Annotated in this window: 23 protein-coding genes; 11 read left to right on the top strand and 12 right to left on the bottom strand. The window is 63.7% G+C overall.

Annotated features, from left to right (window positions below; all coding sequences use genetic code 11):
• Positions 1-102 precede the first annotated feature (102 nt).
• The 6 genes from LVY71_RS21300 (at position 103) to LVY71_RS21275 (ending at position 8,618) form a co-directional block, all read left to right on the top strand.
• The gene (locus LVY71_RS21300) at positions 103-588 is read left to right on the top strand and encodes a winged helix-turn-helix transcriptional regulator (protein ID WP_235101930.1); all 486 of its coding nucleotides are present in this window, start codon (positions 103-105) and stop codon (positions 586-588) included.
• 200 nt (positions 589-788) lie between these two features.
• A complete protein-coding gene (locus tag LVY71_RS21295) occupies positions 789-2,582 on the top strand; it encodes a glucan ABC transporter ATP-binding protein/ permease (RefSeq protein WP_235101929.1) in 1,794 nt (597 codons plus the stop codon).
• 576 nt (positions 2,583-3,158) lie between these two features.
• Entirely contained in the window at positions 3,159-4,634 is a 1,476-nt protein-coding gene (locus LVY71_RS21290) for a D-alanyl-D-alanine carboxypeptidase family protein (protein WP_235102198.1), read from the top strand.
• A gap of 195 nt (positions 4,635-4,829) precedes the next feature.
• Positions 4,830-6,527, top strand: a complete 1,698-nt coding sequence (locus LVY71_RS21285; RefSeq protein ID WP_235101928.1) for a long-chain fatty acid--CoA ligase — start codon at positions 4,830-4,832, stop codon at positions 6,525-6,527.
• Between the two features lie 53 nt (positions 6,528-6,580).
• The gene (locus LVY71_RS21280; RefSeq protein ID WP_235101927.1) at positions 6,581-7,132 is read left to right on the top strand and encodes a DUF924 family protein; all 552 of its coding nucleotides are present in this window, start codon (positions 6,581-6,583) and stop codon (positions 7,130-7,132) included.
• Between the two features lie 112 nt (positions 7,133-7,244).
• Positions 7,245-8,618 carry a flippase gene (locus tag LVY71_RS21275; protein WP_235102197.1) on the top strand — a complete coding sequence of 458 codons (1,374 nt, stop codon included), beginning with the start codon at positions 7,245-7,247 and terminating at the stop codon, positions 8,616-8,618.
• Between the two features lie 118 nt (positions 8,619-8,736).
• On the opposite strand, the gene LVY71_RS21270 is transcribed toward LVY71_RS21275, so the two are convergent.
• The 12 genes from LVY71_RS21270 to cysG form a co-directional block, all read right to left on the bottom strand.
• Positions 8,737-9,525: a 3-hydroxybutyrate dehydrogenase gene (locus LVY71_RS21270; protein WP_235101926.1), complete on the bottom strand. Its 789-nt coding sequence runs from the start codon at positions 9,523-9,525 to the stop codon at positions 8,737-8,739.
• Between the two features lie 13 nt (positions 9,526-9,538).
• Positions 9,539-10,702: a DUF3734 domain-containing protein gene (locus LVY71_RS21265; RefSeq protein WP_235101925.1), complete on the bottom strand. Its 1,164-nt coding sequence runs from the start codon at positions 10,700-10,702 to the stop codon at positions 9,539-9,541.
• Between the two features lie 115 nt (positions 10,703-10,817).
• Entirely contained in the window at positions 10,818-11,327 is a 510-nt protein-coding gene (locus LVY71_RS21260) for a CAP domain-containing protein (protein ID WP_235101924.1), read from the bottom strand.
• A gap of 218 nt (positions 11,328-11,545) precedes the next feature.
• A complete protein-coding gene (locus tag LVY71_RS21255) occupies positions 11,546-12,595 on the bottom strand; it encodes a sulfate/molybdate ABC transporter ATP-binding protein (RefSeq protein WP_235101923.1) in 1,050 nt (349 codons plus the stop codon).
• Complete coding sequence (cysW, locus tag LVY71_RS21250) at positions 12,585-13,451, bottom strand: sulfate ABC transporter permease subunit CysW (protein ID WP_235101922.1); 867 nt, start codon at positions 13,449-13,451, stop codon at positions 12,585-12,587. Before cysW (LVY71_RS21250) ends, LVY71_RS21255 begins: the two co-directional genes overlap by 11 nt.
• A gap of 9 nt (positions 13,452-13,460) precedes the next feature.
• The gene (cysT, locus tag LVY71_RS21245; protein WP_349629918.1) at positions 13,461-14,303 is read right to left on the bottom strand and encodes a sulfate ABC transporter permease subunit CysT; all 843 of its coding nucleotides are present in this window, start codon (positions 14,301-14,303) and stop codon (positions 13,461-13,463) included.
• Positions 14,304-14,329: 26 nt separating this feature from the next.
• The gene (locus LVY71_RS21240) at positions 14,330-15,319 is read right to left on the bottom strand and encodes a sulfate ABC transporter substrate-binding protein (protein WP_235101921.1); all 990 of its coding nucleotides are present in this window, start codon (positions 15,317-15,319) and stop codon (positions 14,330-14,332) included.
• A 166-nt stretch (positions 15,320-15,485) separates the two neighbouring features.
• On the bottom strand, positions 15,486-16,226 hold the full coding sequence (locus tag LVY71_RS21235) for a phosphoadenylyl-sulfate reductase (RefSeq protein WP_235101920.1): 741 nt from the start codon (positions 16,224-16,226) through the stop codon (positions 15,486-15,488).
• Positions 16,223-16,747, bottom strand: coding sequence for a DUF934 domain-containing protein (locus tag LVY71_RS21230; RefSeq protein ID WP_235101919.1), 525 nt, complete (start codon positions 16,745-16,747; stop codon positions 16,223-16,225). The genes LVY71_RS21235 and LVY71_RS21230 overlap by 4 nt, the downstream gene beginning before the upstream one ends.
• On the bottom strand, positions 16,734-18,389 hold the full coding sequence (locus LVY71_RS21225; protein WP_235101918.1) for a nitrite/sulfite reductase: 1,656 nt from the start codon (positions 18,387-18,389) through the stop codon (positions 16,734-16,736). Before LVY71_RS21225 ends, LVY71_RS21230 begins: the two co-directional genes overlap by 14 nt.
• A 40-nt stretch (positions 18,390-18,429) precedes the next feature.
• Complete coding sequence (locus LVY71_RS21220) at positions 18,430-18,741, bottom strand: DUF2849 domain-containing protein (protein WP_235101917.1); 312 nt, start codon at positions 18,739-18,741, stop codon at positions 18,430-18,432.
• Complete coding sequence (gene cysG / locus LVY71_RS21215; protein ID WP_235101916.1) at positions 18,738-20,174, bottom strand: siroheme synthase CysG; 1,437 nt, start codon at positions 20,172-20,174, stop codon at positions 18,738-18,740. Before cysG ends, LVY71_RS21220 begins: the two co-directional genes overlap by 4 nt.
• A gap of 261 nt (positions 20,175-20,435) precedes the next feature.
• Here cysG and cysD point away from each other — a divergent pair, with 261 nt between their 5' ends.
• The 5 genes from cysD to cysW (LVY71_RS21190) all read left to right on the top strand — a co-directional run bounded on the left by cysD (position 20,436) and on the right by cysW (LVY71_RS21190) (position 26,231).
• Positions 20,436-21,290: a sulfate adenylyltransferase subunit CysD gene (gene cysD / locus LVY71_RS21210; protein ID WP_235101915.1), complete on the top strand. Its 855-nt coding sequence runs from the start codon at positions 20,436-20,438 to the stop codon at positions 21,288-21,290.
• 32 nt (positions 21,291-21,322) lie between these two features.
• Positions 21,323-23,239 carry an adenylyl-sulfate kinase gene (cysC, locus tag LVY71_RS21205; RefSeq protein WP_235101914.1) on the top strand — a complete coding sequence of 639 codons (1,917 nt, stop codon included), beginning with the start codon at positions 21,323-21,325 and terminating at the stop codon, positions 23,237-23,239.
• A gap of 31 nt (positions 23,240-23,270) precedes the next feature.
• Entirely contained in the window at positions 23,271-24,275 is a 1,005-nt protein-coding gene (cysP, locus tag LVY71_RS21200; protein WP_235101913.1) for a thiosulfate ABC transporter substrate-binding protein CysP, read from the top strand.
• 250 nt (positions 24,276-24,525) lie between these two features.
• Positions 24,526-25,353 (top strand): sulfate ABC transporter permease subunit CysT, encoded by an 828-nt coding sequence (gene cysT / locus LVY71_RS21195; RefSeq protein ID WP_235102195.1) that lies wholly within the window; start codon positions 24,526-24,528, stop codon positions 25,351-25,353.
• Positions 25,353-26,231, top strand: a complete 879-nt coding sequence (gene cysW, locus LVY71_RS21190; protein WP_235101912.1) for a sulfate ABC transporter permease subunit CysW — start codon at positions 25,353-25,355, stop codon at positions 26,229-26,231. Before cysT (LVY71_RS21195) ends, cysW (LVY71_RS21190) begins: the two co-directional genes overlap by 1 nt.
• Positions 26,232-26,313: the final 82 nt, after the last annotated feature.

Raw genomic sequence — 26,313 nt, 5'->3', positions numbered from 1 at the left:
TCTGGTTTAATTTTGAAACCACATGGACAAGATGGGGCAGATGGTTTAAATTTGCAACCAGTATTTGGCGGCCCCCCGGAGCCGCAGACGAGGAATGCATCAGTGAAAGGCAAGCGGACCGACCTTGACCTCAAGGCCTGCGCCATTGCGCGATCGCTCGGCGCGATCGGCGACTGGTGGTCGCTGCTGATCATCCGCGACGCGCTGGCGGGAAAGCGGCGTTTCGGCGAGTTTCAAAAGAATCTTGGGATGGCGAAAAACATTCTGTCCGCCCGGCTGCAAAAGCTGGTCGAGCGCGGCATCCTCGCCACCGCTCCGGCTTCGGACGGCACCGCCTACAAGGAATATGTGCTCACTCCCAAAGGCGAGAAACTTTACCTCGTCCTCGTGGCTCTGTGGCAATGGGGCGAAGAGTTCTGCTTCGCGCCCGGCGAACTGACCTACGACATGGTCGACAAGGACACGCACAAGCCGTTTCAGCCGCTCGAACTCAAGGCTCGAAACGGGCGCGTGCTTGGACCGAGGGATATGCGGCCGTGGTCGCGGCCGGCTTCGAAGGTGAAACGCAAGGCTGCAGCAAGCCGATAGAAGCACGTCGTGCGCCTGAGCGGCGCGTGCAGGCGGACGCACCGGGGAACTCTCGACAACTCGTTGCTGCCGCGCTCGATTTTCCTAAAATCAATTGGGTGCATAACGCATCCGGACATCTCTTGGCAGCTCTGTATTCCGCGGCGATCCCCGGTTAGGATGACCGTCCTTTCGTTGAAGCACACTTGCAAGGCCATCCTTTGATCCGTCTTTACATCCGCGTTCTCCAACTGCTCGGCAAGGAGGCACGGCTCGGCTGGTTTCTCGCCGGCGCCAATCTCATGCTGGCCGTCGCGCAGTTCGCCGAGCCGGTGCTTTTCGGCCGCATCATCGACGTGCTGTCGGGCACGACGAACCCGGCCGCGGCGGCGGTCGCAACCGCCATCGGCGCGGCGCCGAATTCGCCGTGGCCGCTGCTCGGCGCGTGGGTGGCGTTCGGCCTGTTCACGATCGTTTTCAGTGCCATCGTCGCGCTGCATGCGGACCGCCTCGCCCACCGCCAGCGTCAGGCCGTGCTCACCGATTACTTCGAACACATCATGCAGCTGCCGCTGACATTCCACACCGGCACGCATTCCGGGCGGCTGATGAAGGTGATGCTGCAAGGCACCGACGCGTTGTGGCGGCTGTGGCTGAGTTTCTTCCGCGAGCATTTTGCCTCGATCGTCTCGCTGATCGTGCTGCTGCCGCTGTCGCTCTACATCAACTGGCGGCTGGCGAGCCTGCTGTTCGTCCTGTGCGTGATCTTCACGGTGCTGACCACGCTGGTGGTGCGCAAGACCTACGGCCTTCAGGAACAGGTCGAGAATTTCTACGGCGATCTCGCCGCCCGCGCCTCCGACGCGCTCGGCAACGTGGCGCTGGTGCAGAGCTTCGTGCGCGTCGACGCCGAGGTGCAGGGCCTGCGCGGCGTCGCCAACCAGTTGCTGTCGGCGCAGCTCCCGGTGCTGTCATGGTGGGCGCTCGTGGTGGTGATGACCCGCGCCTCCACCACCATCACCATTCTGGCGATCTTCGTGGTCGGCATCATCCTGCATGGCCGGGGCCAGGCCACCGTCGGCGAGATCGTGATGTTCGTCTCCTTCGCCACCATGCTGATCCAGAAGCTCGAACAGGTCGTGAGCTTCATCAACAGCGTCTTCATGGAAGCGCCGCGGCTGCGTGAATTCTTCAACGTGCTCGACGCAGTGCCGGCGGTGCGCGACATGCCGAACGCGATCGATCCGGGCCGCCTGCAGGGCCTCGTGGAATTTCAGGACGTCTCGTTCTCCTATGACGGCAAGCGGCCCGCGGTAGAGGACGTCTCGTTCACGGCGCTGCCGGGACAGACCTTTGCGCTGGTCGGTGAGACCGGCGCGGGCAAGTCCACCGCCATCGCGCTCTTGCATCGCGCGTTCGATCCGCAATCCGGCATCATCAAGATCGACGGCATGGACATCCGCGGCATGACGCTGGCGGCGCTGCGCCGGAATATCGGCGTGGTGTTTCAGGAAGCGCTGCTGTTCAACCGCTCCATCGCCGAGAACCTGCGCGTCGGCAAGCCGGACGCCACCGACGAGGAGTTGCGCGCGGCGGCTGCGGGCGCGCAGGCGCTCGACTTCATCGAGCGCAGCGACCTGAAATTCGACACCAATGCCGGCGAGCGCGGCCGCATGCTGTCCGGCGGCGAGCGCCAGCGCCTCTCGATCGCGCGTGCACTTTTGAAAAATCCGCCGATCCTGATTCTGGACGAGGCGACCAGCGCGCTCGATGCAGTCACCGAGGCGAAGGTGAATGCCGCGCTCGATACCGTGATGCAGGGCCGCACCACCTTCGTGATCGCGCATCGCCTCTCCACCATCCGCAATGCGACAAGGATTCTGGTATTCGCCCAGGGCAAGGTGATCGAAAGCGGAACGTTCGACGAACTGGTGGCGCGCGGCGGCTATTTTGCCGGTCTGGCGCGGGCGCAGTTCATGGTGCAGGAAAATGCGCGGGCGCAATCGGCATTGTGACGTCGCCTCTCGCTCGGAAGGCCGTTCCGGCGCGGGCAAACAAACAATGCCTTTCTTCTTGTCCCGGGCGGGATGCGGCGCGTCAGCGACGCATCGCAGAACCGGGACCGTCGCGGGCGCGATGCACGCGTCGTTCCGTTATGGCCCCGGCTCAGCGGCGCACCACAAGAGTGCTGCGCCGCGTCCGGGGCACGCAAGCTCATGGCTTGCTTCCACATTCTCATGATCCCGGTTTGGCGCTGTTGCGATCCTGTTCCACCCCCCAAGAAGTGTGGGCATCGCCGAACTTTGGCCCATTTCGTGCTTGAATGAGCGCCGAGACCCCTGTTCCGCAGCCCGCGCTCCGGTGTAAGGTTTCACCCTGCCGCCGCACCGATCCGGCGGCTCCGATGCGGCGCTTGATTGCTCCTGACGACCCGCATGCAACACGCCCGAGGAGGCCAGGATTTTGGAGGCCAGGATTTTGTCAGCCTTTTTAGTCGCCGCCTGCATGCAGTCAGACACCGGAAACGGATAGTGCCCTTGCTCCCTGCCCCGCTCCGGTCTATCGCGTTGCGCCCGCTGCTTGTCGCGGTGATGGCGCTTGCGACGCTCGCCGCGCCGCGCGTCGCGCAGGCCGAGGCGCTACTGGTGATCGAGGCCGACACCGGCAAGGTGCTGCAGGCGGAGAACGCGACCTATCCGTGGTATCCGGCGTCGGTCACCAAGATCATGACGGCCTATGTCGCGCTCAAGGCGGTGAAGGACGGCCGCATGACGCTCGACACGCTGCTCACGGTGTCGCCGACCGCCGCCGCGCAATCGCCGTCGAAGATGGGATTCCGGCCCGGCACCCAGCTCACCCTCGATAACGCGCTCAAGATGATGATGGTGAAGTCCGCCAACGACATGGCGGTGGTGATCGCCGAGGGCGTCGGCGGATCGATCGACGGCTTCTCCGCCGAAATGAACAAGACCGCGCAGCGGCTCGGCATGACGCAGACCAGCTACGTCAATCCGAACGGCCTGCCCGCCGAGGGCCAGATCACCTCGGCGCGCGACCTCGGCATCCTCGCCCGCGCCGTGATCCGCGATCTGCCCGAGTACGAATATTTCATGCACATCCCGGCCATCAAGTTCGGCCGCCGCGTCACCGCAAACTTCAACAAGCTGATCGGCCGCTATCCCGGCGCGGACGGCATGAAGACCGGCTTCATCTGCGCCTCGGGCTTCAACCTCGTCGCCACCGCGACGCGCAACAACAAGCGCCTGATCGCCGTCGTGCTCGGCGCGCAGTCCTCCGCGCAGCGCGCGGCCAAGGCGGCGCAACTGCTGGAACGCGGCTTCGGCGGCAACAAGCTGTCCTGGCTCAAGCCGTCGCTCGGCAGCGTCGACGCCCTGGCGCCGATCGACGCCTCGCCGCCGAATTTGCGCGACGAGATGTGCGGACCGAAGCGCAAGCGCCCCGCCGCCGAGAACGAGGAAGACGATCCGGATATCGCCACCGACAACAACACCGATTCCGGCGTCTCGATGTTCACCGCCGGTCTCCAGACCCCGACCATGAAGGTATCCGACCTGCTGGCGATGCCGGCCGCCGCCACGACGCCGGTGATCGTCTATACCGGCCCGGCCCGCACCGGCGCCGCCGTTCTCGAAGCCGATGCGGCGGAGTCCGCCGCGCAGGCCGCGTCCGTCGCCAAACGGAAGAAGGGCGCTAAGCCGAAGGTCGCCGCCGCCAAGCCGGCCGCGGACGACGCCAAATCGGACAAGAAGCCGGAGGCGAAATCCGCCGCGGCGAAGCCTGACGCCAAGCCGGCGGCGGCCAAGCCCAAAACGGCGGATCAAAAGCCCGTGGTGTCTGCGGCCAAACCCGCCCCGAAGGCCGACAAGAAGCAGGAAGCAGCGGCCAAACCCGATGCTGCAAAACCCGCCGCAGCCAAGCCTGCTGCTGTAACGCCTGCCGCTGCCAAGCCCGCTGCCGCCAAACCGGCCACCGCGCCCGCAAAAGATGCAGCCAAAAGCGGCAAACCTGCGGCCCAGCAAAAGCCCGACGCCGCGCCGCGCGGTTAACCTCTCCGCCTGATTGTGCTTTGCGGAATCCGCGCATTTGAGCTGGCGCAAGGAAGCGCCGAATATGCGTCGTTACCACGCACAGGCTTGCTATGGCCTGCGGCTTCGCTCAATACTTATTTCAATAAATCAGAACAGCCCGCGCACCCCGCCACAAGACGGGGGCCGTCAGGAAACAAGCCGAGGGGAATGAACATGGAACGTATCTGGCTCAAGCAATATCCTGCCGGCGTGCCCGCCGACATCGACGTCAATCAGTATCCGTCGCTGGTCGAACTGCTCGAAGAGAGCTTCAAGAAATTCGCCGACCGCAAATCGTTCATCTGCATGGACAAGTCGATCACCTATAGCGAGCTCGACGAAATGTCGGCGGCGATCGGCGCTTACCTGCAGAGCAAGGGCCTGCCGAAGGGCGCACGCGTCGCCATCATGATGCCGAACGTGCTGCAGAACCCGGTCGCCTCCGCCGCCATCCTGCGCGCCGGCTACACCGTGGTGAACGTCAATCCGCTCTACACGCCGCGCGAGCTCGAGCATCAGCTCAACGATTCCGGCGCTGAGGCCATCATCATCCTGGAGAACTTCGCCAGCACGCTGGAGAAGGTGATCGCCAAGACCCGCGTCAAGCACGTGATCATCGGCACCATGGGCGACCTGCTCGGCTTCAAGGGCGTGATCGTCAATTTCGTCGTGCGCAAGGTCAAGAAGATGGTGCCGGCGTTCTCGATTCCGAACACGGTGGCCTTCAACGATGCGCTCGCGGCGGGTCGCAAGCTGAAACTGAACAAGCCGAAGCTGACCGGCGACGACGTCGCCTTCTTGCAATATACCGGCGGCACCACCGGCGTGTCGAAGGGCGCGACGCTGCTCCATCGCAACATCCTCGCCAACGTGCTGCAGAACGACGCCTGGCTGCAGCCCGCGCTGAACAAGCCGCCGCACGTCGACCAGCTCTTCATCGTCTGCGCGCTGCCGCTCTATCACATCTTCGCGCTGACCGCGTGCTTCCTGCTCGCGGTGCGCGCCGGCGGCGTCAATCTGCTGATCCCCAACCCGCGCGACATGGCGGGATTCGTCAAGGAGCTGTCGAAGTATCAGGTCAACTCGTTCCCGGCGGTCAACACGCTCTACAACGGCCTGCTCAACACGCCGGGCTTCGACAAGCTCGACTTCTCCAAGCTGAAGAGCTGCTTCGGCGGCGGCATGGCGGTGCAGAAGCCGGTGGCCGACCGATGGACGCAGGTGACCGGCGTGGCGCTGTCGGAAGGTTACGGCCTGTCCGAGACCTCGCCGACCCTGACCTGCAACCCGGCCGATACCGACAAGTTCTCCGGCTCGATCGGCATTCCGGTGCCATCGACCTACATCTCGATCCGCGACGACGACGGCAACGAAGTGCCGCTCGGCACGCCCGGCGAAATCTGCGCCAAGGGTCCGCAGGTGATGGCGGGCTACTGGAACCGGCCGGATGAAACCGCGAAGGTGATGACTGCCGACGGCTTCTTCCGCACCGGCGATATCGGCATCATGTCGCCCGACGGCTATACCAAGATCGTGGACCGCAAGAAGGACATGATCCTGGTTTCCGGCTTCAACGTCTATCCGAACGAAGTCGAGGAAGTGATCGCGAGCCATCCCGGCGTGTTGGAATGCGCCGTGATCGGCATTCCCGACACGAAGTCCACCGAAGCGGTGAAGGCCTTCGTGGTGAAGAAGGACCCCAGCCTCACCGCGCAGGACATCATCAAGTTCGCCGCAACAGAGCTCACCGGCTATAAGGTGCCGAAGCACATCGAGTTCAGGACCGAGCTGCCGAAAACCAATGTCGGCAAGATCCTGCGCCGCGAACTGCGCGACGAGAAGCCGAAGGCTGCGGCTGCGGCGGCAAGCTGAGCCTGACGCCCTTCACCTCTCCCTGCAAGCGGGGAGAGGGAACCACGAGAACCATGACCAGTTCCCCTCTTGTCTCCCCCTCCGACATTCTCGCCTTCTGGCGCGAGGCCGGATATGAGCGCTGGTACGGCAAGGACGACGGCTTCGATGATCTCTGCCGGCGTTTCATGCCGGTGTGGGAAACAGCACGCGACGGCAGGCTGACGGCGTGGCAGGACAGCGACGACGGCGCGCTGGCGCTTGTCATCGTGCTCGACCAGTTTCCCCGCAACATGTTCCGCAATGACCCGCGCGCATTCGCGACCGATGCTCTGGCGCGCGCCGTGGCCACACGCGCCATCGACGAGGGACGCGATGCACTCCTCGATCCGGTGCTGCGCGCATTTCTTTATCTGCCGTTCGAGCATTCCGAGGCCATGGCGGATCAGGAGCGGAGCCTCGCGCTGTTCAAGCAGCTTGGCGACGACAACAACATGAAATACGCCGTGCTGCATGCGGACATCATCCGCAAGTTCGGCCGCTTCCCGCACCGGAACGCCGTGCTCGGCCGCGCGACGACGCCGGAGGAAGCCGCGTTCCTGGAGAGTGGCGGGTTCAAGGGGTGACTCTCCCTCTCCCCGCAAGCGGGGCGAGGTGACACCCAACCAAATCTTAACGAATCCTTGCTAAGCGCATCCTGCCGCCGCACGGCGAATTGGATCGATCATCGTGGCCATCATGCAAGCTGACAGCGCGCCTGACGCGAAACCCGCAGGGTTGGTGGCGCGGCTGCGCGGCGTCCTCACCGGCACCTCCGAAGCCTCGCTGACCAAGCGGCTCGCCGGCACCGTGTTCATCATCCGCTTGCTGAGCGCCGGCCTCGCCTATTTTTCTCAGGTGCTGCTGGCGCGCTGGATGGGCGGATCGGACTACGGCATCTACGTCTATGTCTGGACCTGGATGCTGCTGATCGGCAGCATGCTGGATTTCGGCATTGCCGTATCCGCGCAAAAGATCATTCCCGAATATCGCGCCGGCGGCGAATTCGCCATGCTGCGCGGCTTCCTGTCCGGCAGCCGATGGGCCACGCTGGCCGCCTCGACCACCGTCGCGCTGCTGCTCGCGGGCCTCGTCAAAATCCTGTCGCCGTGGATCGATGCACCTACCATCGTGCCGCTCTATATCGCCTGCCTCACCCTGCCCGCCTTCGTGGTCGCCAACACCCAGGACGGCCTCGCCCGCGCCCACGACTGGATGCAGCTCGGCCTGATGCCGCAATTCATCGTGCGGCAGACGCTCATCATCGGCTTCACCGCCGGCGCTGTGGTGCTCGGCATGAATCTCGGCGCGACGGCGGCGATGATCGCCAGCGCCGCCGCGGTATGGATCGCGATGATCGGCCAGATGATCGTGCTCAACCGCCGCCTGCGCGCCCATGTCGAACCCGGTCCGAAGACTTACGATTTCCGTGCCTGGCTGAAGGTGTCGCTGCCGATCATGATGGTCGAAGGCTTCTACCTGCTGCTGTCCTACACCGACGTGCTGGTGCTGCAGCAGTACCGTTCCTCCGAGGAGGTCGGCGTCTACTTCGCCGTGGTGAAGACGCTGGCGCTGGTGTCGTTCATCCACTACGCGATGTCGGCGACCACCGCGCACCGTTTCAGCGAGTATCACGCCTCCGGTGACAAGGAGCGCCTCTCGGCCTATATCGCCCACGCCATCAAGTGGACGTTCTGGCCCTCGGTGGCGGCGACCGCCGTGCTGCTGGCGCTGGGCGAGCCGCTGCTGTGGCTGTTCGGCCCGCAGTTCACCTCCGGCTACGGCATCATGTTCGTGGCCGCGATCGGCCTGATCGTGCGCTCGGCGATCGGCCCGGTGGAACGGCTGCTCAACATGCTGGGCCACCAGAACATGTGCGCGCTGGCCTATGCGCTGGCCTTCGTGCTCAATCTCGTGCTGTGCATCATTCTGGTACCGCGCTTCGGCGGCTACGGTGCCGCGGCGGCAACGTCCGTCGCGCTGACCTTCGAGACGGTGCTGCTGTTCTGGATCACCCGCACGCGCCTCGGCTTCCACGTGCTGGTGTTCGGGAAGAAGACATCCTCAACATAACCCGTCATTCCGGGCCGCGCTCTTCGCTCGGACCCAGAATCCAGACCGGATTTGCATCGCTTTCATAACTGGATTCCGGGCTCGCTCGCTGCGCTCGCGCCCCGGAATGACGGCGGGATTATTCCGCCGTCCAGCCGCCGTCGATGGACAGGTTCGCACCGGTGATTTGGGCTGCATCATCGCCACAGAGGAACAGCGCCAGTGCAGCCACCTGCTCCGAGGTCACGAACTCCTTGGTCGGCTGCGCTTCGAGCAGCACGTCCTTGATGACCTGTTCCTTGGTCAGGCCGCGCGCCTTCATGGTGTCGGGAATCTGCTTCTCCACCAGCGGCGTCCAGACATAACCCGGCGAAATGCAGTTCACGGTGATCTTGTGGGTGGCGAGTTCCAGCGCCGCCGTCTTGGTGAGACCGGCGATGCCGTGCTTGGCTGCCACGTAAGCCGACTTGAACGGCGAGGCGACCAGCGAGTGCGCCGATGCGGTGTTGATGATGCGGCCCCAGCCGCGCTTCTTCATGCCGGGAATGGCAGCGTGCATGGCGTGAAACGCCGATGACAGGTTGATCGCGATGATCATGTCCCATTTCTCGGTCGGGAACTCCTCGATCGGCGAGACGAACTGAATGCCCGCATTGTTGACCAGCACGTCCACCGAGCCGAAGGTCTTTTCACCGAGCGCGACCATCTCGGCGATCTCCGCCGGCTTGGTCATGTCGGCGGGCGAATGCACCGCCTTGACGCCGAAATCCTTCTCGATGGCCGAGCGCTCTTTCTCGATGTCGGCCGGCGTGCCGAAGCCGTTGATCACAATGTTCGCGCCCGCGCTGGCGAAGGCCCGTGCATAAGCAAGGCCGATACCGCTGGTCGAACCCGTCACCACCGCCGTCTTGCCGGAAAGAGTACCCATTCGTCGCTCCTGTTTACTGCTTGATGTATTGCAACCCGTTTTCGCAAAGATCGTAGGTCACCATGGTCTCGTCGGACTGCGGCCGGTTCAGCCACTCCGGATGACTCATGGAGGTATAGACGTCGCGCTCGCCCGCGGCCCAGTGCTCGACCATACCGATCCGCGAGAAATCGTAGTCCTTCGACGAGGCCTCGTGGACCTTGCTGCGATAGATCAGGTGAACCACCGTGACGGTGTTCTCCTTCGAGGCTTCATTGAGCTGCGCCACCAGCGGATCGTCTTTGAAGGTTGGCGGCAGCTTGGCAATCAGCTCGCGCACCGCCTTCTTGGCGTCGTGGATCTTCTTGTTCATGTCGGTGTTCATGCGGGTGCGGCTGGAATAGCGGATATCCTTTTCCCGCTCCGCCGCTTCCAGCACAGTCAAGGGCACCTCGCCGCGCGCGCTGAACAGATCGACCTGGAAAATCAGCAGGTCATTGTCGCGCTCCTGCTCCAGCACATAATCCAGCGGCGTGTTGGAAACGATGCCGCCGTCCCAGTAGAATTCGCCGGCGATCTCGACCGGCGGGAAGCCCGGCGGCAGCGCGCCTGACGCCATGATATGTTCAGGTCCGATCTTCTGGCGGGTGTTGTCGAAATACTCGAAATTCCCGGTCCTGATATTGACCGCGCCGATGCTGAGGCGAATGCCGTCGTTGTTGATGCGGTGGAAGTCCACCAGCCGCTCCAGCGTCGCGCGCAGCGGCGAAGTGTCGTAATAGCTCTGCGATTGCGGGCTGCCCGCGGGCCAGACCGGCGCCGGCGGAAAGCGCGGCTTGAAAAAACCGGGCACGCCGAAGGTCGCGATCAATGCGGCGCTGGTCTCGTTGAAGGCCGAGCGCACATGGTCGTTCTGCACCAGCGGGGCCCATGGCATCGGCGAGCCCGACGACACCAGCTCCCAGAATTCCTTGAGCTTGGCGATCCGCTGCTCGCGCGGATTGCCGGCGATGATCGCGGCATTGATCGCGCCGATCGAAATGCCCGCCACCCACTTCGGCTCGAAGTCATGATGGCAGAGCGCCTGATAGGCCCCGGCCTGGTAGGAACCGAGCGCACCGCCGCCTTGCAGCACCAGCACGCGCTGCGCCTGTGCCGGTGTCGATGCGGAGTGTCTGCCGGGGGAAAGCTGATCCATAGGCCATCGCTGAACTGCATCGGCGGGGAGCCAATGTTGCAGTACGGTGGCCCCAGTTCACAGCCGCGTCAATCGGTGAAAAAGCGGGAGCCGTCACAGAAGGTTTATCGGACGCCTATCGGGCGTCGGGCGCGGCGAGGATCAGCGTCCAGAACACCTTGTATTTGGTATTCGGCGCATAGGTCGCGGCGATGCCTATTTTTGTGACGCCCGTGGCCAGCATGTTGGCCTTGTGGGGCGGCGAATCCCGCCAGCCCGAGAAGGCTTCTGCGAGGGTGTGGTAACCGGCCGAGACATTTTCCACGGCCTTGGTGGCGTCGAAACCGGAAGCCTTGATGCGCTTGTCGAGCGCGCCGGCGACATTGTGGTCGAGCTTGTTGCGGCTCGCCATGGCGTTGGACTGCGCCTCGGCCGCCTTCATCAGCAACGGGTCGACCGCGACCGCGCCGAGGCCATTGTTCTGCCGGTAGCCGGAGATCATCGAAGCGGCGACGTTCGGATCGAGCTTGGCGCTCGCATTCGCCATGCTGACATAGAATGCCGGCTGCTCGGTGGACGTGTCGCCACCCGTCCCACAGCCACTCAACATCGTCAGCGCCAGAATGGCCCCCGCCATGCGTCTCATATCAGGTCCCCAAGAATCGCCCGTGGTTGTTGCACACCAACAATGGCTGAAAGGTGAACGGGTGGTGTATTCGGAGGGGAACCCCATGTGGGGCAATAACGCATCAACAATATCACGTCGTCATTGCCGGGCTTGACCCGGCAATCCATCACCTTGGAAAGACTCAATTTCTTTGATGGATGGCCGGGTCAAGCCCGGCCATGACGTTCAATGTTATCCTACGACTGCGCCGGAAACAGCCGGTAACGGCGGGGCTGCAGGGAGACCACATCGCCGGGCTTGAGGTCGCGGTCGCGCGGCGCGTCGATTTCCACCAGGGTCTCGGTTGCGCCATTGTGCAGCACCACGTCGGCGCGCTGGGTCGGACCGAACGCCCGCACATGCTTGACGTCACCCTCGAACACGCCGCTGCCGTTCGGCACAATCGACACGTCATGACGTCGGATAAAGAGATTCGATGGGCCCGACACCGCGTCGCGCGGCTCGAGGTTCAGCACCCGGTCGCCGAGCCGGACCTTGCCGTCGGATACCTGCACCGGCAGCACGATGGATTCGCCGATGAAGCCGTGCACGAACGCGGTCGCCGGATTGTCGTAAACGTCACCCGGCGTACCGATCTGCTCGATCTTGCCCTTGTCCATCACCACCACGCGGTTGGCGACTTCGAGCGCCTCTTCCTGATCGTGGGTGACGAAGATCGAGGTGACATGAATCTCGTCGTGCAACTGGCGCAGCCAGCGGCGCAACTCCTTGCGCACCTTGGCGTCGAGCGCGCCGAACGGCTCGTCCAGCAACAGGATGCGCGGCTCGATGGCAAGCGCGCGGGCAAGCGCGATGCGCTGGCGCTGGCCGCCGGACAACTGGCTCGGATAGCGATCCGCCAGCCAGTCGAGCTGCACCAGATCGAGCAATTCCTTCACGCGCTTCCTGATATGCGCCTCGTCCTTGCGGATGGCGCGCGGCTGCACCCGCAGCCCGAACGCGACGTTCTCGAATACGCTCATGTGGCGGAACAGCGCGTAATGCTGGAACACGAAGCCGACGTGACGCTCGCCCGCGCCGCGTTCCAGCGCGTTCTCGCCATCGAAGATCACCGAGCCTTCGTCGGGCCAGTCGAGACCGGCGATGATGCGCAGCAGCGAGGTCTTGCCCGATCCCGATGGGCCGAGCAGCGCGACCAGCTCGCCGGTCGCCACCTTGAGATCGACATGGTCCAGCGCGGCAAACGTGCCGAACTTCTTCACGATGTTGCGGACTTCAATCGTCACTTTCAGACTGTCCTTCTTCGAGATGGCTTTCGAGAATCGTTTTCACGATCAGCGTCACGAGCGCCAGGAATGCGAGCAGCGACGCGATCGCGAACGAAGCCACAAACTGATACTCATTATAAAGGATTTCCACCAGCAGCGGCATGGTGTTGGTTTCGCCGCGGATGTGGCCGGAGACCACCGAGACCGCGCCGAATTCGCCCATGGCGCGGGCATTACACAGCAGAACCCCGTACAGAATGCCCCATTTGATGTTGGGAATGGTCACCCGCAGGAAGGTGCGTAGCCCCGAAGCGCCGAGCGAAATCGCGGCCTCCTCCTCCTGGGTTCCCTGCTCCTGCATCAGCGGGATCAGTTCGCGCGCCACGAACGGGAAGGTCACGAAGGTGGTCGCCAGCGCAATGCCCGGCACCGCGAACAGGATCTGGATGTTGTGCGACATCAGCCAGGTGCCGAAATAGCCCTGCGCGCCGAACAGCAGCACGAACACCAGGCCCGAGATCACCGGTGAGACCGAGAACGGCAGGTCGATCAGCGTGATCAGGAATACCTTGCCGGGAAATTCGAACTTGGCGATTGCCCACGCCGCGATGACGCCGAACACCAGATTGAGCCCGACCGAGATCGCCGCGATCGTCAGCGTCAGCCGGATCGCCGACAGCGCTTCCGGCTCGGACAGCGCCGCAAGATACGCGCTGATGCCGCGCGAGAACGCCTCAGTGAACACCACCACCAGCGGCAGCACCACAAAGATGGTGAGGAACAGAATCGCGATGGTGATGAGGGTCCACCGCACCAGAAACGGCTCGGTGCGAATCTCATGCGCGGACGCGGATTTGGGCCGATTGATCACCATGACAGCCGCTCAGACCTGAACCGCGACGCCGCGCGTCTGCGCCCAGCGTTGAATGCGGTTGATGGTGAAGATGATCAGGAACGACACCACCAGCATGATGACGGCAATCGCGGTGGCGTCCGCATAACGGAACTCGGACAGCCGGATCACGATCAGGAGCGGCGCGATCTCGGAAACGTTCGGCAGATTGCCGGCGATGAAGATCACCGAACCGTATTCGCCGACGGCGCGGGCAAAGGCGAGCGCGAAACCGGTGAGGATCGCGGGCGTGAGGCTGGGCAGGATCACGCGGCGGATGATGTCGAAGCGCGACGCGCCGAGGCTGGCGGCGGCCTCTTCCACCTCGATTTCGAGATCGATCAGCACCGGCTGCACCGTGCGCACCACGAACGGAAATCCGATGAAGATCATCGCCACGAAAATGCCGATCGGCGTGAACGCGACCTTGATGCCCATTTCGGCCAGCGGCGCGCCGAGCCAGCCCTTCTGCGCAAAAAGCGCGGTCAGCGCGACGCCGGCGACGGCGGTCGGCAGCGCGAAGGGAATATCGACGATGGCGTCGAAGATGCGGCGGCCGGGAAATCTGTAGCGCACCAGCACCCAGACGATCACCATGCCCATCACGAGATTGACGAGCGCGGCCAGGAACGCGAGGCCGAAGGAAATCTTCAGCGCGTTGAGCGTGCGGCGGGCGGTGAGAATGTCCCAGAACTGGACAAGCGACAGTTCCGTGGTCTTGAGGAAGAGGCCCGCGAGCGGGATCAGGACGATGATCGACAGCCATGTCAGCGTCAGTCCCATGGTGAGACCGAAACCCGGCAGTGCCCGTCGTCGTCCTGTTCCTCCGCTCACGATGCCCCCATCATTCCGCGTTCAGATCAGTTCTTGTAGATCTGATCGAAAACGCCGCCTTCGCCGAAGTGTTCCTTCTGCGCCTTGGTCCAGCCGCCGAACACCTCGTCGATGGTGAACAGGTCGACCTTGGCGAACGACGCTTCATATTTCTTGGCCACTTCCGGATCGCGCGGACGATACGAGTTGCGCGCCGCGATGTCCTGGCCTTCCTTGGTGTACCAGTATTTCAGATAGGCCTCGGCGGCGGCGCGGGTGCCCTTCTTGTCGGCAACGGTGTCGACAATCGCGAGCGGCGGCTCGGCGAGGATCGACAGCGGCGGCGCCACGATCTCGAACTTGTCCTTGCCGAATTCCTTGACCGCGAGGAAGGCTTCGTTTTCCCATGCCAGCAGCACGTCGCCGACGCCGCGCTCGACGAAGGTGACGGTGGAGCCGCGCGCGCCGGTATCCAGCACCGGCACGTTCTTGAAGATGTCGCCGACAAACTTCTTCGCCTTGTCCTCGGAGCCGTACTTCTTCAGCCCGTAGCCCCACGCCGCGAGATAATTCCAGCGCGCGCCGCCCGAGGTCTTCGGGTTCGGCGTAATCACCTGGACGCCGCTCTTCACCAGATCGTCCCAGTCCTTGATGCCCTTGGGGTTGCCCTTGCGCACCAGGAACACGATGGTCGAGGTATAAGGCGCGGAATTCTGCGGCAGCTTGGCCTGCCAGTCCTTTGCCAGCAGACCCTTGTTGGCGATGGCGTCGATGTCGTAGGCCAGCGCCAGCGTCACCACGTCGGCCTGCAAGCCGTCGATCACCGAGCGCGCCTGCGAGCCCGAGCCGCCATGCGACTGCTTGATCTCGATGCTCTTGCCGGTTTCCTTCTGGTAGGCGGCAGAGAATGCCTTGTTGAAATCCACATACAGCTCGCGCGTCGGGTCGTACGACACGTTGAGCAGCGACACGTCCGCGGCAAGCGCCGAGCCTGCCCAGAGCAAACTTCCGATCACGAGAAGACTACGCCGAACCATCTCAATCTCCATTCAAACCGACGACATCATCGCCGTCAGGGAAGGCGTGAACCTCTGGAACTCGCATGGTTCTGTCAACGAAACCGGATTTCATTCTTCGCAATGTTACAGAACGAACGTTCTATGAAAGCCGGATTTTCAAGAAGGCAAAATTTACAACGTCATTTCATGAAGACTTGGTGACGTGGATGCCGCATTCGGTCTTGCCGCGGTCGCGCCAGCGGCCGGCGCGCGGATCTTCGCCGGGCTGCGTGCGGCTGGTGCAAGGCATACACCCGATCGAAGTGAAGCCGGATGCGACCAATGGATGCGGCGGAAGATTCATCGCGGCGTACAGCGCCTTCAACTCGTCCTGCGCGACATTCGCCAGCGGATTGAACTTCAGTCGCGCGCCGTCCGCTTCCACCACCGGAATCGCGGCGCGGTCGCCGCCCTGAAAGCGCTTGCGGCCGTTGATCCAGGCGTCGAACGGCTTGAGCGCGCGCGCCAGCGGCTCGACCTTGCGGATGAAGCAGCACTGATCGGGATTGGAGAACCAGAGATCGCGGTCCTTGTCCTCACGCTCCAGCGTCTCCTGCAACGGATGAATCGTGCGCACGTCGGTCAGGCCGAGCAGGCCGGTCAGCGTGTCGCGATAGGCCAGCGTCTCCTCGAACAGCCAGCCGGTGTCGAGAAACACCACCGGAATGGCGGGATCGACATCGGCGGCGATCTTCAGCAACGCCGCGGACTCGGTGCCGAACGACGACACCATGGCGAGTTTGTCGCGGCCGACCTGGCGCACGGCAGCCGCGATGATCTCCGCAGGCGATGCATTGGCCAGCGCGCGGTCCAGCTCCGCCGCGACAGGCGAGGACGACGGCGTTGCGGGAGCCTGCGAGAGAAACGATGGGGCGGCCGTGCTCATGACTTGACGCTTTCGGGAAGGTGCATCAGCCGCCGGTGAAACGCGGTGACGCGGCCGTCACCGGTCGGCTGGTAGAACACCGAGAAGCGGTGCGCGACATCTGCAAACACCTGCGCGTCCTTGTCCTTCTTGACCTCGAAGGCGTCGAAGCCCGCGCGCAGCATGAACATGAACTGGTCGCGCAGCACCTGACCGGTGGCGCGCAACTCGCCCTTGAAGGCGTGACGCTCGCGCAAGAGGCGCGCCTGCGAATAGGCGCGGCCGTCGCGGAAGATCGGAAACACCAGCGCGATCACCGCGAGCCGGTCGAGATACGGCAGCAGATCGTCGACGTCGCGGTTGTTTGGCCAGATCACGCCGGTCTTGACGTTCTCCTTGCCGTTGCGCGCCAGCGCGGCCTCGGGATCTTTCAGAAAGCGTTCAGCCGACAACAGCACCGCGCCATCGGCGGGCAGCGGCGCGTCTTCGGCCAGATGGACGAATTCGTCGGCGACGACGGTGTTGCCCTTAACGAGTGGCATAGACCCGCTCCTTGAAAGGCTCCACGCCAAGCCGCTTCACGGCATCGACGAACAATTCCTGCGGCCGCTGGCGCAACGCCAGATAGGCCTCGACAATATCCTCGATCACATCCGCCACCTGATCGTAGGGCACCGCTGGGCCAACCAGATGGCCGAGAGCGGCGTTCTCGTCGGCACGGCCGCCGATGGTGATCTGATAGAATTCCTCGCCGTTCTTCTCGACGCCGAGAATGCCGATATGGCCGACATGATGATGGCCGCAGGCATTGATGCAGCCTGAGATATTGATGTGCAACCGGCCGATCAGGTTCGCGGTATCCGGGTTGGCGAAGCGGCGCGTCAGTTCCTGCGCGATCGGGATCGAGCGCGCGTTGGCGAGCGAGCAATAATCGAGGCCGGGGCAGGCGATGATGTCCGACACCAGATTGACGTTCGGCGTCGCCACGCCGATTTTGTCGAGCGCGCGCCACAGCGCCGGCAGATCGCGCTTCGCGACATGCGGCAGCGCCAGATTCTGTTCGTGGCCGACACGGATTTCACCGAACGAATACTTTTCGGCGAGATCGGCGATTTCATCCATCTGCTCGGCGGTGGCGTCGCCCGGAGGGCCGCCCACCGGCTTCAGCGACAGCGTGACGATAGCGTAGCCGGGCTGCTTGTGGGGCGCGATGGAGTTCTTGTACCACGCCTCGAAATTCGGATTCTGCAATGCCTTCTTCAACTCGTCCGGCGTGTCGGAGAGATTGTCGTATTTCGGATAGAAGAAGCGCGACCGGATGTCCTCGATCTCGGCATCCTGAAGCGCCAGCGCGCCGTCGCGCATTTGCGCCCACTCCTCCTCGACCTCCTGCTTGAACTTCTCGATGCCGAGCTCGTGGACGAGGATCTTGATGCGGGCCTTGTAGATATTGTCGCGGCGGCCGTACTGGTTGTAGACGCGCAGGATCGCCTCGACATAGCTCAGGATGTCCCGTTGGCCGACGAATTCATTGATGGTCTTGCCGATGAACGGCGTGCGGCCGAGCCCGCCGCCGACCAGCACCTCGAAACCGGTTTCGCCCTGCGCGTTCTTGTGAATGCGCAGGCCGATGTCGTGCACCTTGATGGCGGCGCGGTCGTGCTCCGATGCGGTGATCGCGAACTTGAACTTGCGCGGCAGGAACGAGAATTCCGGATGCAGCGTCGAATACTGCCGCAGGATTTCCGCCCAGATGCGCGGGTCTTCCACTTCGCCGGGCGCGACGCCGGCCCACTGGTCCGCCGTAACGTTGCGGATGCAATTGCCCGAGGTCTGCATGCCGTGGATGCCGACCTCGGCGAGATCGGACAGCGCGTCGGGCAGTTCGGCAAGCTTGATCCAGTTATACTGAATGTTCTGCCGGGTGGTGAAATGGCCGTAGCCGCGGTCATACTTGCGCGCGACATGGGCCAGCGCGCGCATCTGCTTCGACGACAGCGTGCCGTAGGGTATAGCGATCCGCAGCATGTAGGCATGCAATTGCAGATAGACGCCGTTCATCAGGCGCAGCGACTTGAATTCGTCTTCGGTCAGTTCGCCGGACAGACGGCGCGCGACCTGATCGCGGAACTCGGAAACGCGTTCGTTGACGATGGTGCGGTCGAGTTCATCGTAAGCATACATAGTGGAGTGCCTTGGCTAACTTTGGCTCAGGCCGGAAGGGTCAGGCCGAAACGAGCAGATCGATGGTGACGCCCTGGTTGCGGATTTTCTCGCGCAGGTTGCCGGGGGCGATGCCCTGATCTGTGACTTCGACCGGCGCAATGTAAGGTCCGACCGCGCCGATGTCGTCGGCGACGGATTCGGCCAGCAGCGCGCGGGCGTCATCGGCGGTGCGCACGATGGCAGCGTCCGACAGTTTGACCGACCAGCCGTGCGCGGCCGTGCGGTAGATCACCGCACCGTCGCGCGTGCGATTGGCGGTGACGATGGAGGGACCGGTGATCTTGATTTTCTGTTGCAGAGGAGAGGTCATTCGGCAGCTCGCAAAAGTTCGGACACGATGTCTTCAGGATTCATCTGGGGGTTGGAATTCCGCCAGGGCGCGGAGCGGGCGACGACGTCGCCGATGATGAGGATTGCGGGTCCGGTCTCGACCTGTGCGGCCAGCGCCGGCAGATCGTCCAGCACGCCGACCACGGACTTGGCGTCGCGCCGCGTGGCGCGCGCGAACACGCCGACCGGCGTCTGCGGTGAGCGGCCCGCTTTGAGGAGGCCCTCGCGGATCGTCTGCGCGGCGGTGATGCCCATGTAGACGACCACGGTCATCTTGGTATCAGTCAGCGCGGACCAATCGACATTGCCCGCATCTGTCGCCTTGTGGGCGGTGAGGAAGGTGATGCGCAGCGCTTCCTGCCGATAGGTCAGCGGCACTTCGGATTCCGCCGCAGCCCCAAGTCCGGCGGTGATGCCGGGGATCACCGAGTAAGCCACGCCCGCCGCGCGCAGCGCCGCGATCTCCTCGCCGCCGCGTCCGAAGATGAAAGGATCGCCGCCCTTGAGCCGCACCGCACGCTTGCCGGACTGCGCCGCGTCAATCAGCAGGCGATGGATCGCGTCCTGACCAATGCCGGGCTTGCCGACACGGCGGCCGACCGGCACCCGCGCCGCATCGCGCCGCGCGCGGTCGAGAATTTCGGGCGATACGAGATCGTCGTAAAAAACCACGTCGGCATCCTGCAACGCGCGCAGCGCCTTCACGGTGAGCAAATCCGGATCGCCCGGTCCCGCGCCAACCAGCGTGACGAAGCCGCTGCCGATGTTGCGCGCGAAAGACGCGGGATTGGAAATGCTGGCGAGCGCCTGATCGGCCTGCGCGGTGCGGCCGGCGAGAACGTCGGCGCCGATCGGCCCATCAATGACGCGCTCCCAGAACAGACGGCGCAGCGGCATGTCGGGAAGCCGGGTCTTGATGGTGTCGCGCCAGCGTCCAACGAAGCCGGCCAGATCGCCGATCCGCGCTGGCAGCATCGCCTCGATGCGTTCGCGCACGCGGCGCGCCACCACCGGCGAAGCGCCGCCGGTGCCGACAGCCACAACTACATCGCCGCGATCGACGATCGCCGGGAAAATGAAAGTCGAATGCGCGACTTCGTCCATCACATTAACGGGGATGCCGAGGCTGCGCGCCCGCGCAGCGACCGCATGACCGGTTTCGCCGGCGCCCGCGCAGAGAATTGCAATGACATTGGAGAGATCGGCGGTGAGCGGATCGCCCGACGCACGCTCGATGCGCGCAACCGACGCTGCGTCGAAGCCCGACACATCATAACGGCCGTCGGTCGCAAACCACCGCACGTGCGCATCCGCCGCCATCAGCAGGCGCAATTTCGCCTGCGCAAGCTCGCCCTGCCCGACCAGAACTATCGGGCCGGTTTGCAGATCAAGGAATACCGGCAGAAACCGCATGCGAAACTCCGATGCCCCATTTGCGGGGTTGACTGAAATTATTTTCTATTTATGTATCTTGCAAGCCGCGTAAAGAGAAAATTATTTCTTCTACGCTGCGCCGCAAAATTAGAAATTCGTACCACAAACCGCGCGGAAAAGAGATGCATCTTCTCAGGCTCCCTCAGAGTGGCCCTGGCCCTCGTCCGGTAGCCTTTGCATCCCGCGAAACCAACGGCCTGCGGGCGCCGCGGTTTCCTGCGCTCCGGACAGAGTGACGCCATGGCGAACGCACCGGTATCCATCCCTTCCTCGGCACCGTCGAGATCATCTGCGCCGTCGATGGATCATCTCGACGAGCTCGAAGCACAGAGCATCTATATTTTCCGCGAGGCCTTCGCGCGGCTGAAGAAGCTCGCGCTGCTGTGGTCGCTCGGCAAAGACTCCAATGTGATGATCTGGCTGGCGCGCAAGGCGTTCTTCGGCAAGGTGCCGTTCCCCGCGCTGCATGTGGACACGCAGAAGAAGTTTCCCGAGATGTACGCCTTCCGCGACCAGTACGCGAAGGAATGGGGTCTCGATCTCAAGGTCGATTACTGCCCGCCGATCGAGGAGATCGATCCGACATTGCCGCCGGCCGCGCGCTCCGCCGCGCGCAAGACCGAAGGGTTGAAACTCGCGCTCGCCAAATATGGCTTCGACGGCCTGATTGCCGGCATCCGCCGCGACGAGGAAGCCACCCGCGCGAAAGAGCGTGTGTTCTCGCCGCGCGGGCTGGAAGGCGGATGGGACGTGCGCGACCAGCCGCCGGAATTCTGGGATCATTTCAACGCCTCGGTGCCGCAGGGCGCGCATCTTCGCGTGCATCCGATCCTGCACTGGACCGAGGAAGATATCTGGGCCTACACCCAGCGCGAAAACATTCCGATCATCCCGCTGTATCTGTCGAAGAACGGCAAGCGCTACCGCTCGCTGGGCGATCAGGACATCACCAATCCCGTCGTGTCGAATGCCTCGAACATCGAGGAAATCCTGATCGAGCTGAAAGGCACGAAAGTGCCGGAGCGCGCCGGGCGCGCGCTCGACCACGAAACCGAGGATGCCTTCGAGCGGCTTCGCGTCGCCGGCTATCTCTGACGCTGCAAGTCTGACGCTGAATGGACGCCGCCATGAACATCGCAGTTTCGAAAGTCTCGCTCGCCGCACCGAACGGCACCACGCGCCCGCAGGTCCGCATCGTCATCGTCGGGCATGTCGATCACGGCAAGTCCACGCTGGTCGGCCGCCTGCTGCATGAGACCGGTAGTCTCCCTGACGGCAAGCTGGAGATGCTGAAAGCCGTCAGCGCACGGCGCGGCATGCCGTTCGAATGGTCGTTCCTGCTCGATGCTTTGCAGACCGAACGCGATCAGGGCATCACCATCGACACCACCCAGATCCGCTTCCGCACGCCGTCGCGCGACGTGATCCTGATCGATGCGCCGGGCCACGCGGAATTCCTGCGCAACATGATCACCGGCGCCTCGCAGGCCGACGGCGCGGTGCTGATCATCGACGCGCTGGAAGGCGTGCGCGACCAGACACGGCGTCACGGTTATCTGCTGCATCTGCTCGGCGTGAAGCAGGTCGCGGTCGTGGTCAACAAGATGGACCGCGTCGATTACAGCGCGGCGCGCTTTGCGGAGATCAGCGACGAGATTTCGGCGCATCTCACAAGCCTTGGCGTGACGCCAACCGCGATCATTCCCATTTCCGCCCGCGACGGCGACGGCGTCGCCGAGCGCACCGAAAATATCAAGTGGTACAGCGGCCCGACCGTGGTCGAGGCCATCGATCACCTGACGCCCGCCCGCGCGCTGGATGAACTGGCACTGCGCCTTCCGGTGCAGGCGATCTACAAGTTCGACGACCGCCGCATTGTCGCGGGCCGCGTCGAGGCAGGCACCATCGGCGCCGGCGACGAGATCGTCATCATGCCCGCCGGCAAGATCGCCAAGGTGAAGTCGGTCGAAAGCTGGCCGCAGACCCCGCTGATCGGACGGCAGGGCGCGGGGCGTTCGGTCGGCATCACGCTGGACCGCGAACTGTTTCTGGAACGCGGCGACATCATCGGCCACATCGCCGCTGCGCCGCGCGATACCCGCCGCCTGCGCGCCCGCATCTTCTGGCTGCACGACGCGCCGCTGAAGGCCGGGGCCTCGGTTCTGGTGAGGCTCGGCACCATGGAAACCCGCGCCACCATCGTCGCCATCGAAAAGGCGGTCGATCCCGGCGACCTCGCCAGCATCGAGACATCGGCGATCGCGCGCAACCATGTCGGCGAGATCGACATTTCATTGGCCAAACCTGTCGCCGCCGATCCCTACAGCGACAATCCGCGCACCGGACGTCTTGTCATCGAGGTCAACGGCCGCATAGCCGGCGGCGGCCTCGTGCTAAGCGTCGATTCCGGTCAGCGCGCCGTTCCCATCGACATCGTGCCGGTGGAATCCGCGCTGCGCCCCGAAGAACGTTCCGCGCGCTTCGGCCACGGCGGCGCAGTGGTCTGGCTGACCGGCCTGCCCGGTTCCGGCAAATCCACGCTGGCGCGCGCGCTCGAGCGCAAGCTGTTCACCCGAGGCGGCTCCCCGATCCTGCTCGACGGCGACACCGTGCGCGCCGGGCTCAACAGCGATCTCGGTTTCTCGCCGGAAAGCCGCGCCGAAAACATCCGCCGCCTCGCGGAAGTTGCGACCCATCTGGCGCGCAACGGCCATATCGCCATCGTTGCCGCTGTCTCGCCCGCCAGCGACGACCGCGCCAATGCGCGGCGCATCGCCGGCGAGCTGTTCCGCGAAGTCTATGTCGCAACCCCCGCCGAGGTCTGCGAAAGCCGCGACCCCAAGGGCCATTACGCCAAGGCGCGCGCCGGAAATCTTCCGAGCTTCACCGGCATCGCCAACGACTATCAGCCGCCGGCCAGCGCCGAACTCACCATCGACACCTCGGCGCGCTCCGTCACGGACGGAACCGAGGCCATCGAGCGGCTGCTGGCAAACACCGGCGTGCTGTTCGGCGAACTCGACGATGTCGCCGCCAACATCTGAACCTGAGCCACGAACTCACAGGAGATAGACTTTGCGTAAACTTCTCATCGCTTTCGCAACAAGCGTCAGCCTCGTCACCGCCGCGCAGGCGCAGACCCCGAACACGCTGCTGAACGTGTCCTACGACATTTCGCGCGAGCTCTATGCCGCGATCAATGTCGCATTCGCCAAGCAGTGGAAGGCCAAGACCGGCCAGGACGTCACCATCAACCAGTCGCACAACGGCTCGTCGCGTCAGGCGCGCTCGATTCTTGAGGGACTCGAGGCCGACGTCGTGACCTTCAATCAGGTTACCGACGTGCAGGTGCTGGCCGACAAGGGCAAGCTGATCCCAGCCGACTGGCAGAAGCGGCTGCCGAACAGCTCCTCGCCGTATTACTCGCTGCCGGCGTTTCTGGTGCGCGCGGGCAATCCGAAGAACATCAAGGACTGGGACGATCTGGTCCGTCCGGATGTGAAGGTGATCTTCCCGAACCCGAAGACCTCGGGCAACGCGCGCTACACCTATCTGGCAGCCTATGCCTACGCCAAGAGCAAGTATGACAGCGACGAGAAGGCCGGCGAGTTCATCAAGAAGCTGTTCGCCAACGTGCCGGTGTTCGACACCGGCGGCCGCGCCGCGACCACGACCTTCGTCGAGCGCCAGACCGGCGACGTGCTGATTACCTTCGAGGCCGAGACCAACGGCATCCGCGACATCGCCGGCGCCGACAAGTATCAGGTGGTGGTGCCGTCGCAGAGCCTGCTGGCCGAATTCCCGGTGGCCGTGGTCGACAAGTATGCCGAGAAACACGGCACCCAGGCCCTGGCGAAAGCCTATCTCGAATATCTCTACACGCCCGAAGGCCAGACCATTCTCGCTCAGCAGTACAACCGCGTGAACGACAAGGCCGTGACCGAGAAGTTCAAGGACAAGTTCCCGGCGGTGAAGCTCGTCACCATCGAGAAGGAATTCGGCGGCTGGGACAAGGTCAACGCAGACCATCTTAATCCCGGCGCGAAGCTGGACCAGCTGTTCGGCGGGGCGAACAAGTAAGGGGACCAGCCGCGTCATTGCGGGGAGCACTTGAGACGAAGCAATCCAGCTCTTTACGAAGCTCTGGATTGCTTCGCTTCGCTCGCGATGACGGAAGATAGTTCCAAGATGTGTCATGCGCGGGCTTGACCCGCGCATCCATCTTTTAGAGAGAATGTTTTTGAAGATGGATTGCCGGGTCAAGGCCGGCAATGACGCCGCAGAGCGGTTCGGATCGTCCCCGTCTCATTTCATGAACTGGACTTTCAATTTGCGACGCCGGGTCATCCCAGGTTTCGGACTGGCGCTGGGAACGACCGTCCTCTATCTCGGGGCGATCGTGCTGCTGCCGCTGTGCGCGCTGCTGCTGAAAGCCTCCGGTATCGGCCTCGCGGAGTTCTGGGAGATCCTGTCGTCGCCGCGCACGCTGTCGGCCATTCGCGTCACCGTGACCATGGCCTTCGCCGCCACCATCTTCAACGCGATTTATGGTCTGCTGCTGGCTTGGGTGCTGGCGCGTTATAGGTTTCCCGGCAAGCGCCTGCTCGACGCGCTGGTCGACGTGCCGTTCGCGCTGCCGACCGCGGTGGCCGGTCTCGCGCTCACCGCACTGTTCGCCAAGAACGGCTGGTTCGGCGCGCCGCTCGATAAAATCGGCATTGCGGTGGCGTATACGCCGCTCGGCATCGCCATCGCGATGGCCTTCACCAGCATTCCCTTCGTGGTGCGGACGGTGCAGCCCGTGATCGAAGACCTCGGCTCCGAGGTGGAGGAAGCCGGACGCTCGCTCGGCGCGAACGATTTCCAGATTTTGTGGAAGATCATTTTCCCTGCGATCTTTCCGGCGTTCCTCGCCGGTTGCTCGCTGTCGTTCGCGCGCAGCCTCGGCGAATTCGGCGCGGTGATCTTCATCGCGGGCAACCAGCCGATGAAAACCGAGATCGTGGCACTACTGACCTACATCAGGCTTGAGGAATACAATTATCAGGCGGCTGCTGCGATCTCCACCATCATGCTGCTGATGGCGTTCGCGATGCTGATCGTCACCAATGCCGTGCAGGCCTGGCACCTGCGCTATGTCGGGCGGGGAGAAGTCTGATGTCCCTTGCCTCCGAGCGCGATAGCGAACAGGCCGAATGGATGCAGCACCCCGTCGGGGGCGGCAAGGTCACACGGCGGGTCGTGCTGTGGAGCGTGCTGGTGCTGACCGCGCTGTTTCTGGTCGCGCCCCTGGTGCTGATCGTGACGTCGGGGCTGTCGCTGGGCGTCGGCGCGTTCGTACGCAACCTCTCCGAGCCGACGACGCTGCATGCGATCCTGCTGACGCTGCTGACGGCGGTGGTGGTGGTGCCGATCAACATCCTGTTCGGCCTTGCCGCCGCATGGACGGTGACGAAGTTCGACTTCAGGGGCAAGACGCTGCTGATCGCGCTGATCGAGCTGCCCTACTCGATCTCGCCGATCGTCGCCGGCGTCGCCTATCTGTTCGTCTACGGCTCGCAGGGCCTGTTCGGTCCGCTGCTGGAAGCGCTCGGCCTCAAGGTGATGTTCGCGCTGCCCGCGATCTTTCTGGCCAGCCTGTTCGTCACCGCGCCGTTCGTCGCCCGCGAGTTGATTCCGCTGATGCAGGTGCAGGGCACCGATGAGGAAGAAGCCGCGGTGACACTCGGTGCCGGCGGCTTCACCACGTTCTGGCGCGTCACGCTGCCGAACGTGAAATGGGCGGTGGTCTACGGCGCGATCCTCTGCAACGCGCGGGTGATGGGCGAGTTCGGCGCGGTTTCGGTGGTCTCCGGCAACATTCGCGGCCAGACCACCACGCTGCCGTTGCAGATCGAACTGCTCTATCAGGACTACAATGTCGCCGGCGCCTTCGCCGCCGCCACCGTGCTGACTGCCGTGGCGCTGGTCACCATCCTGATCAAGGTAACGCTGGAGCGCACTGGCAAGACCTCCTCGGCCGGACCGGGGCACTAAGTCCAAGCCCCTGAAAGACGCGTCGCCCAGCCATCTGCGGGACCGTGGTATTCGCCATTCTGACCGGGGAAGGGCCTTCTCT

This window comes from Bradyrhizobium sp. G127 (assembly GCF_021502575.1).
Classification (GTDB): domain Bacteria; phylum Pseudomonadota; class Alphaproteobacteria; order Rhizobiales; family Xanthobacteraceae; genus Afipia.
The sequence above is the reverse complement of the archived record's forward strand: the minus strand, read 5'-3'. Positions and strand labels throughout refer to the sequence as shown.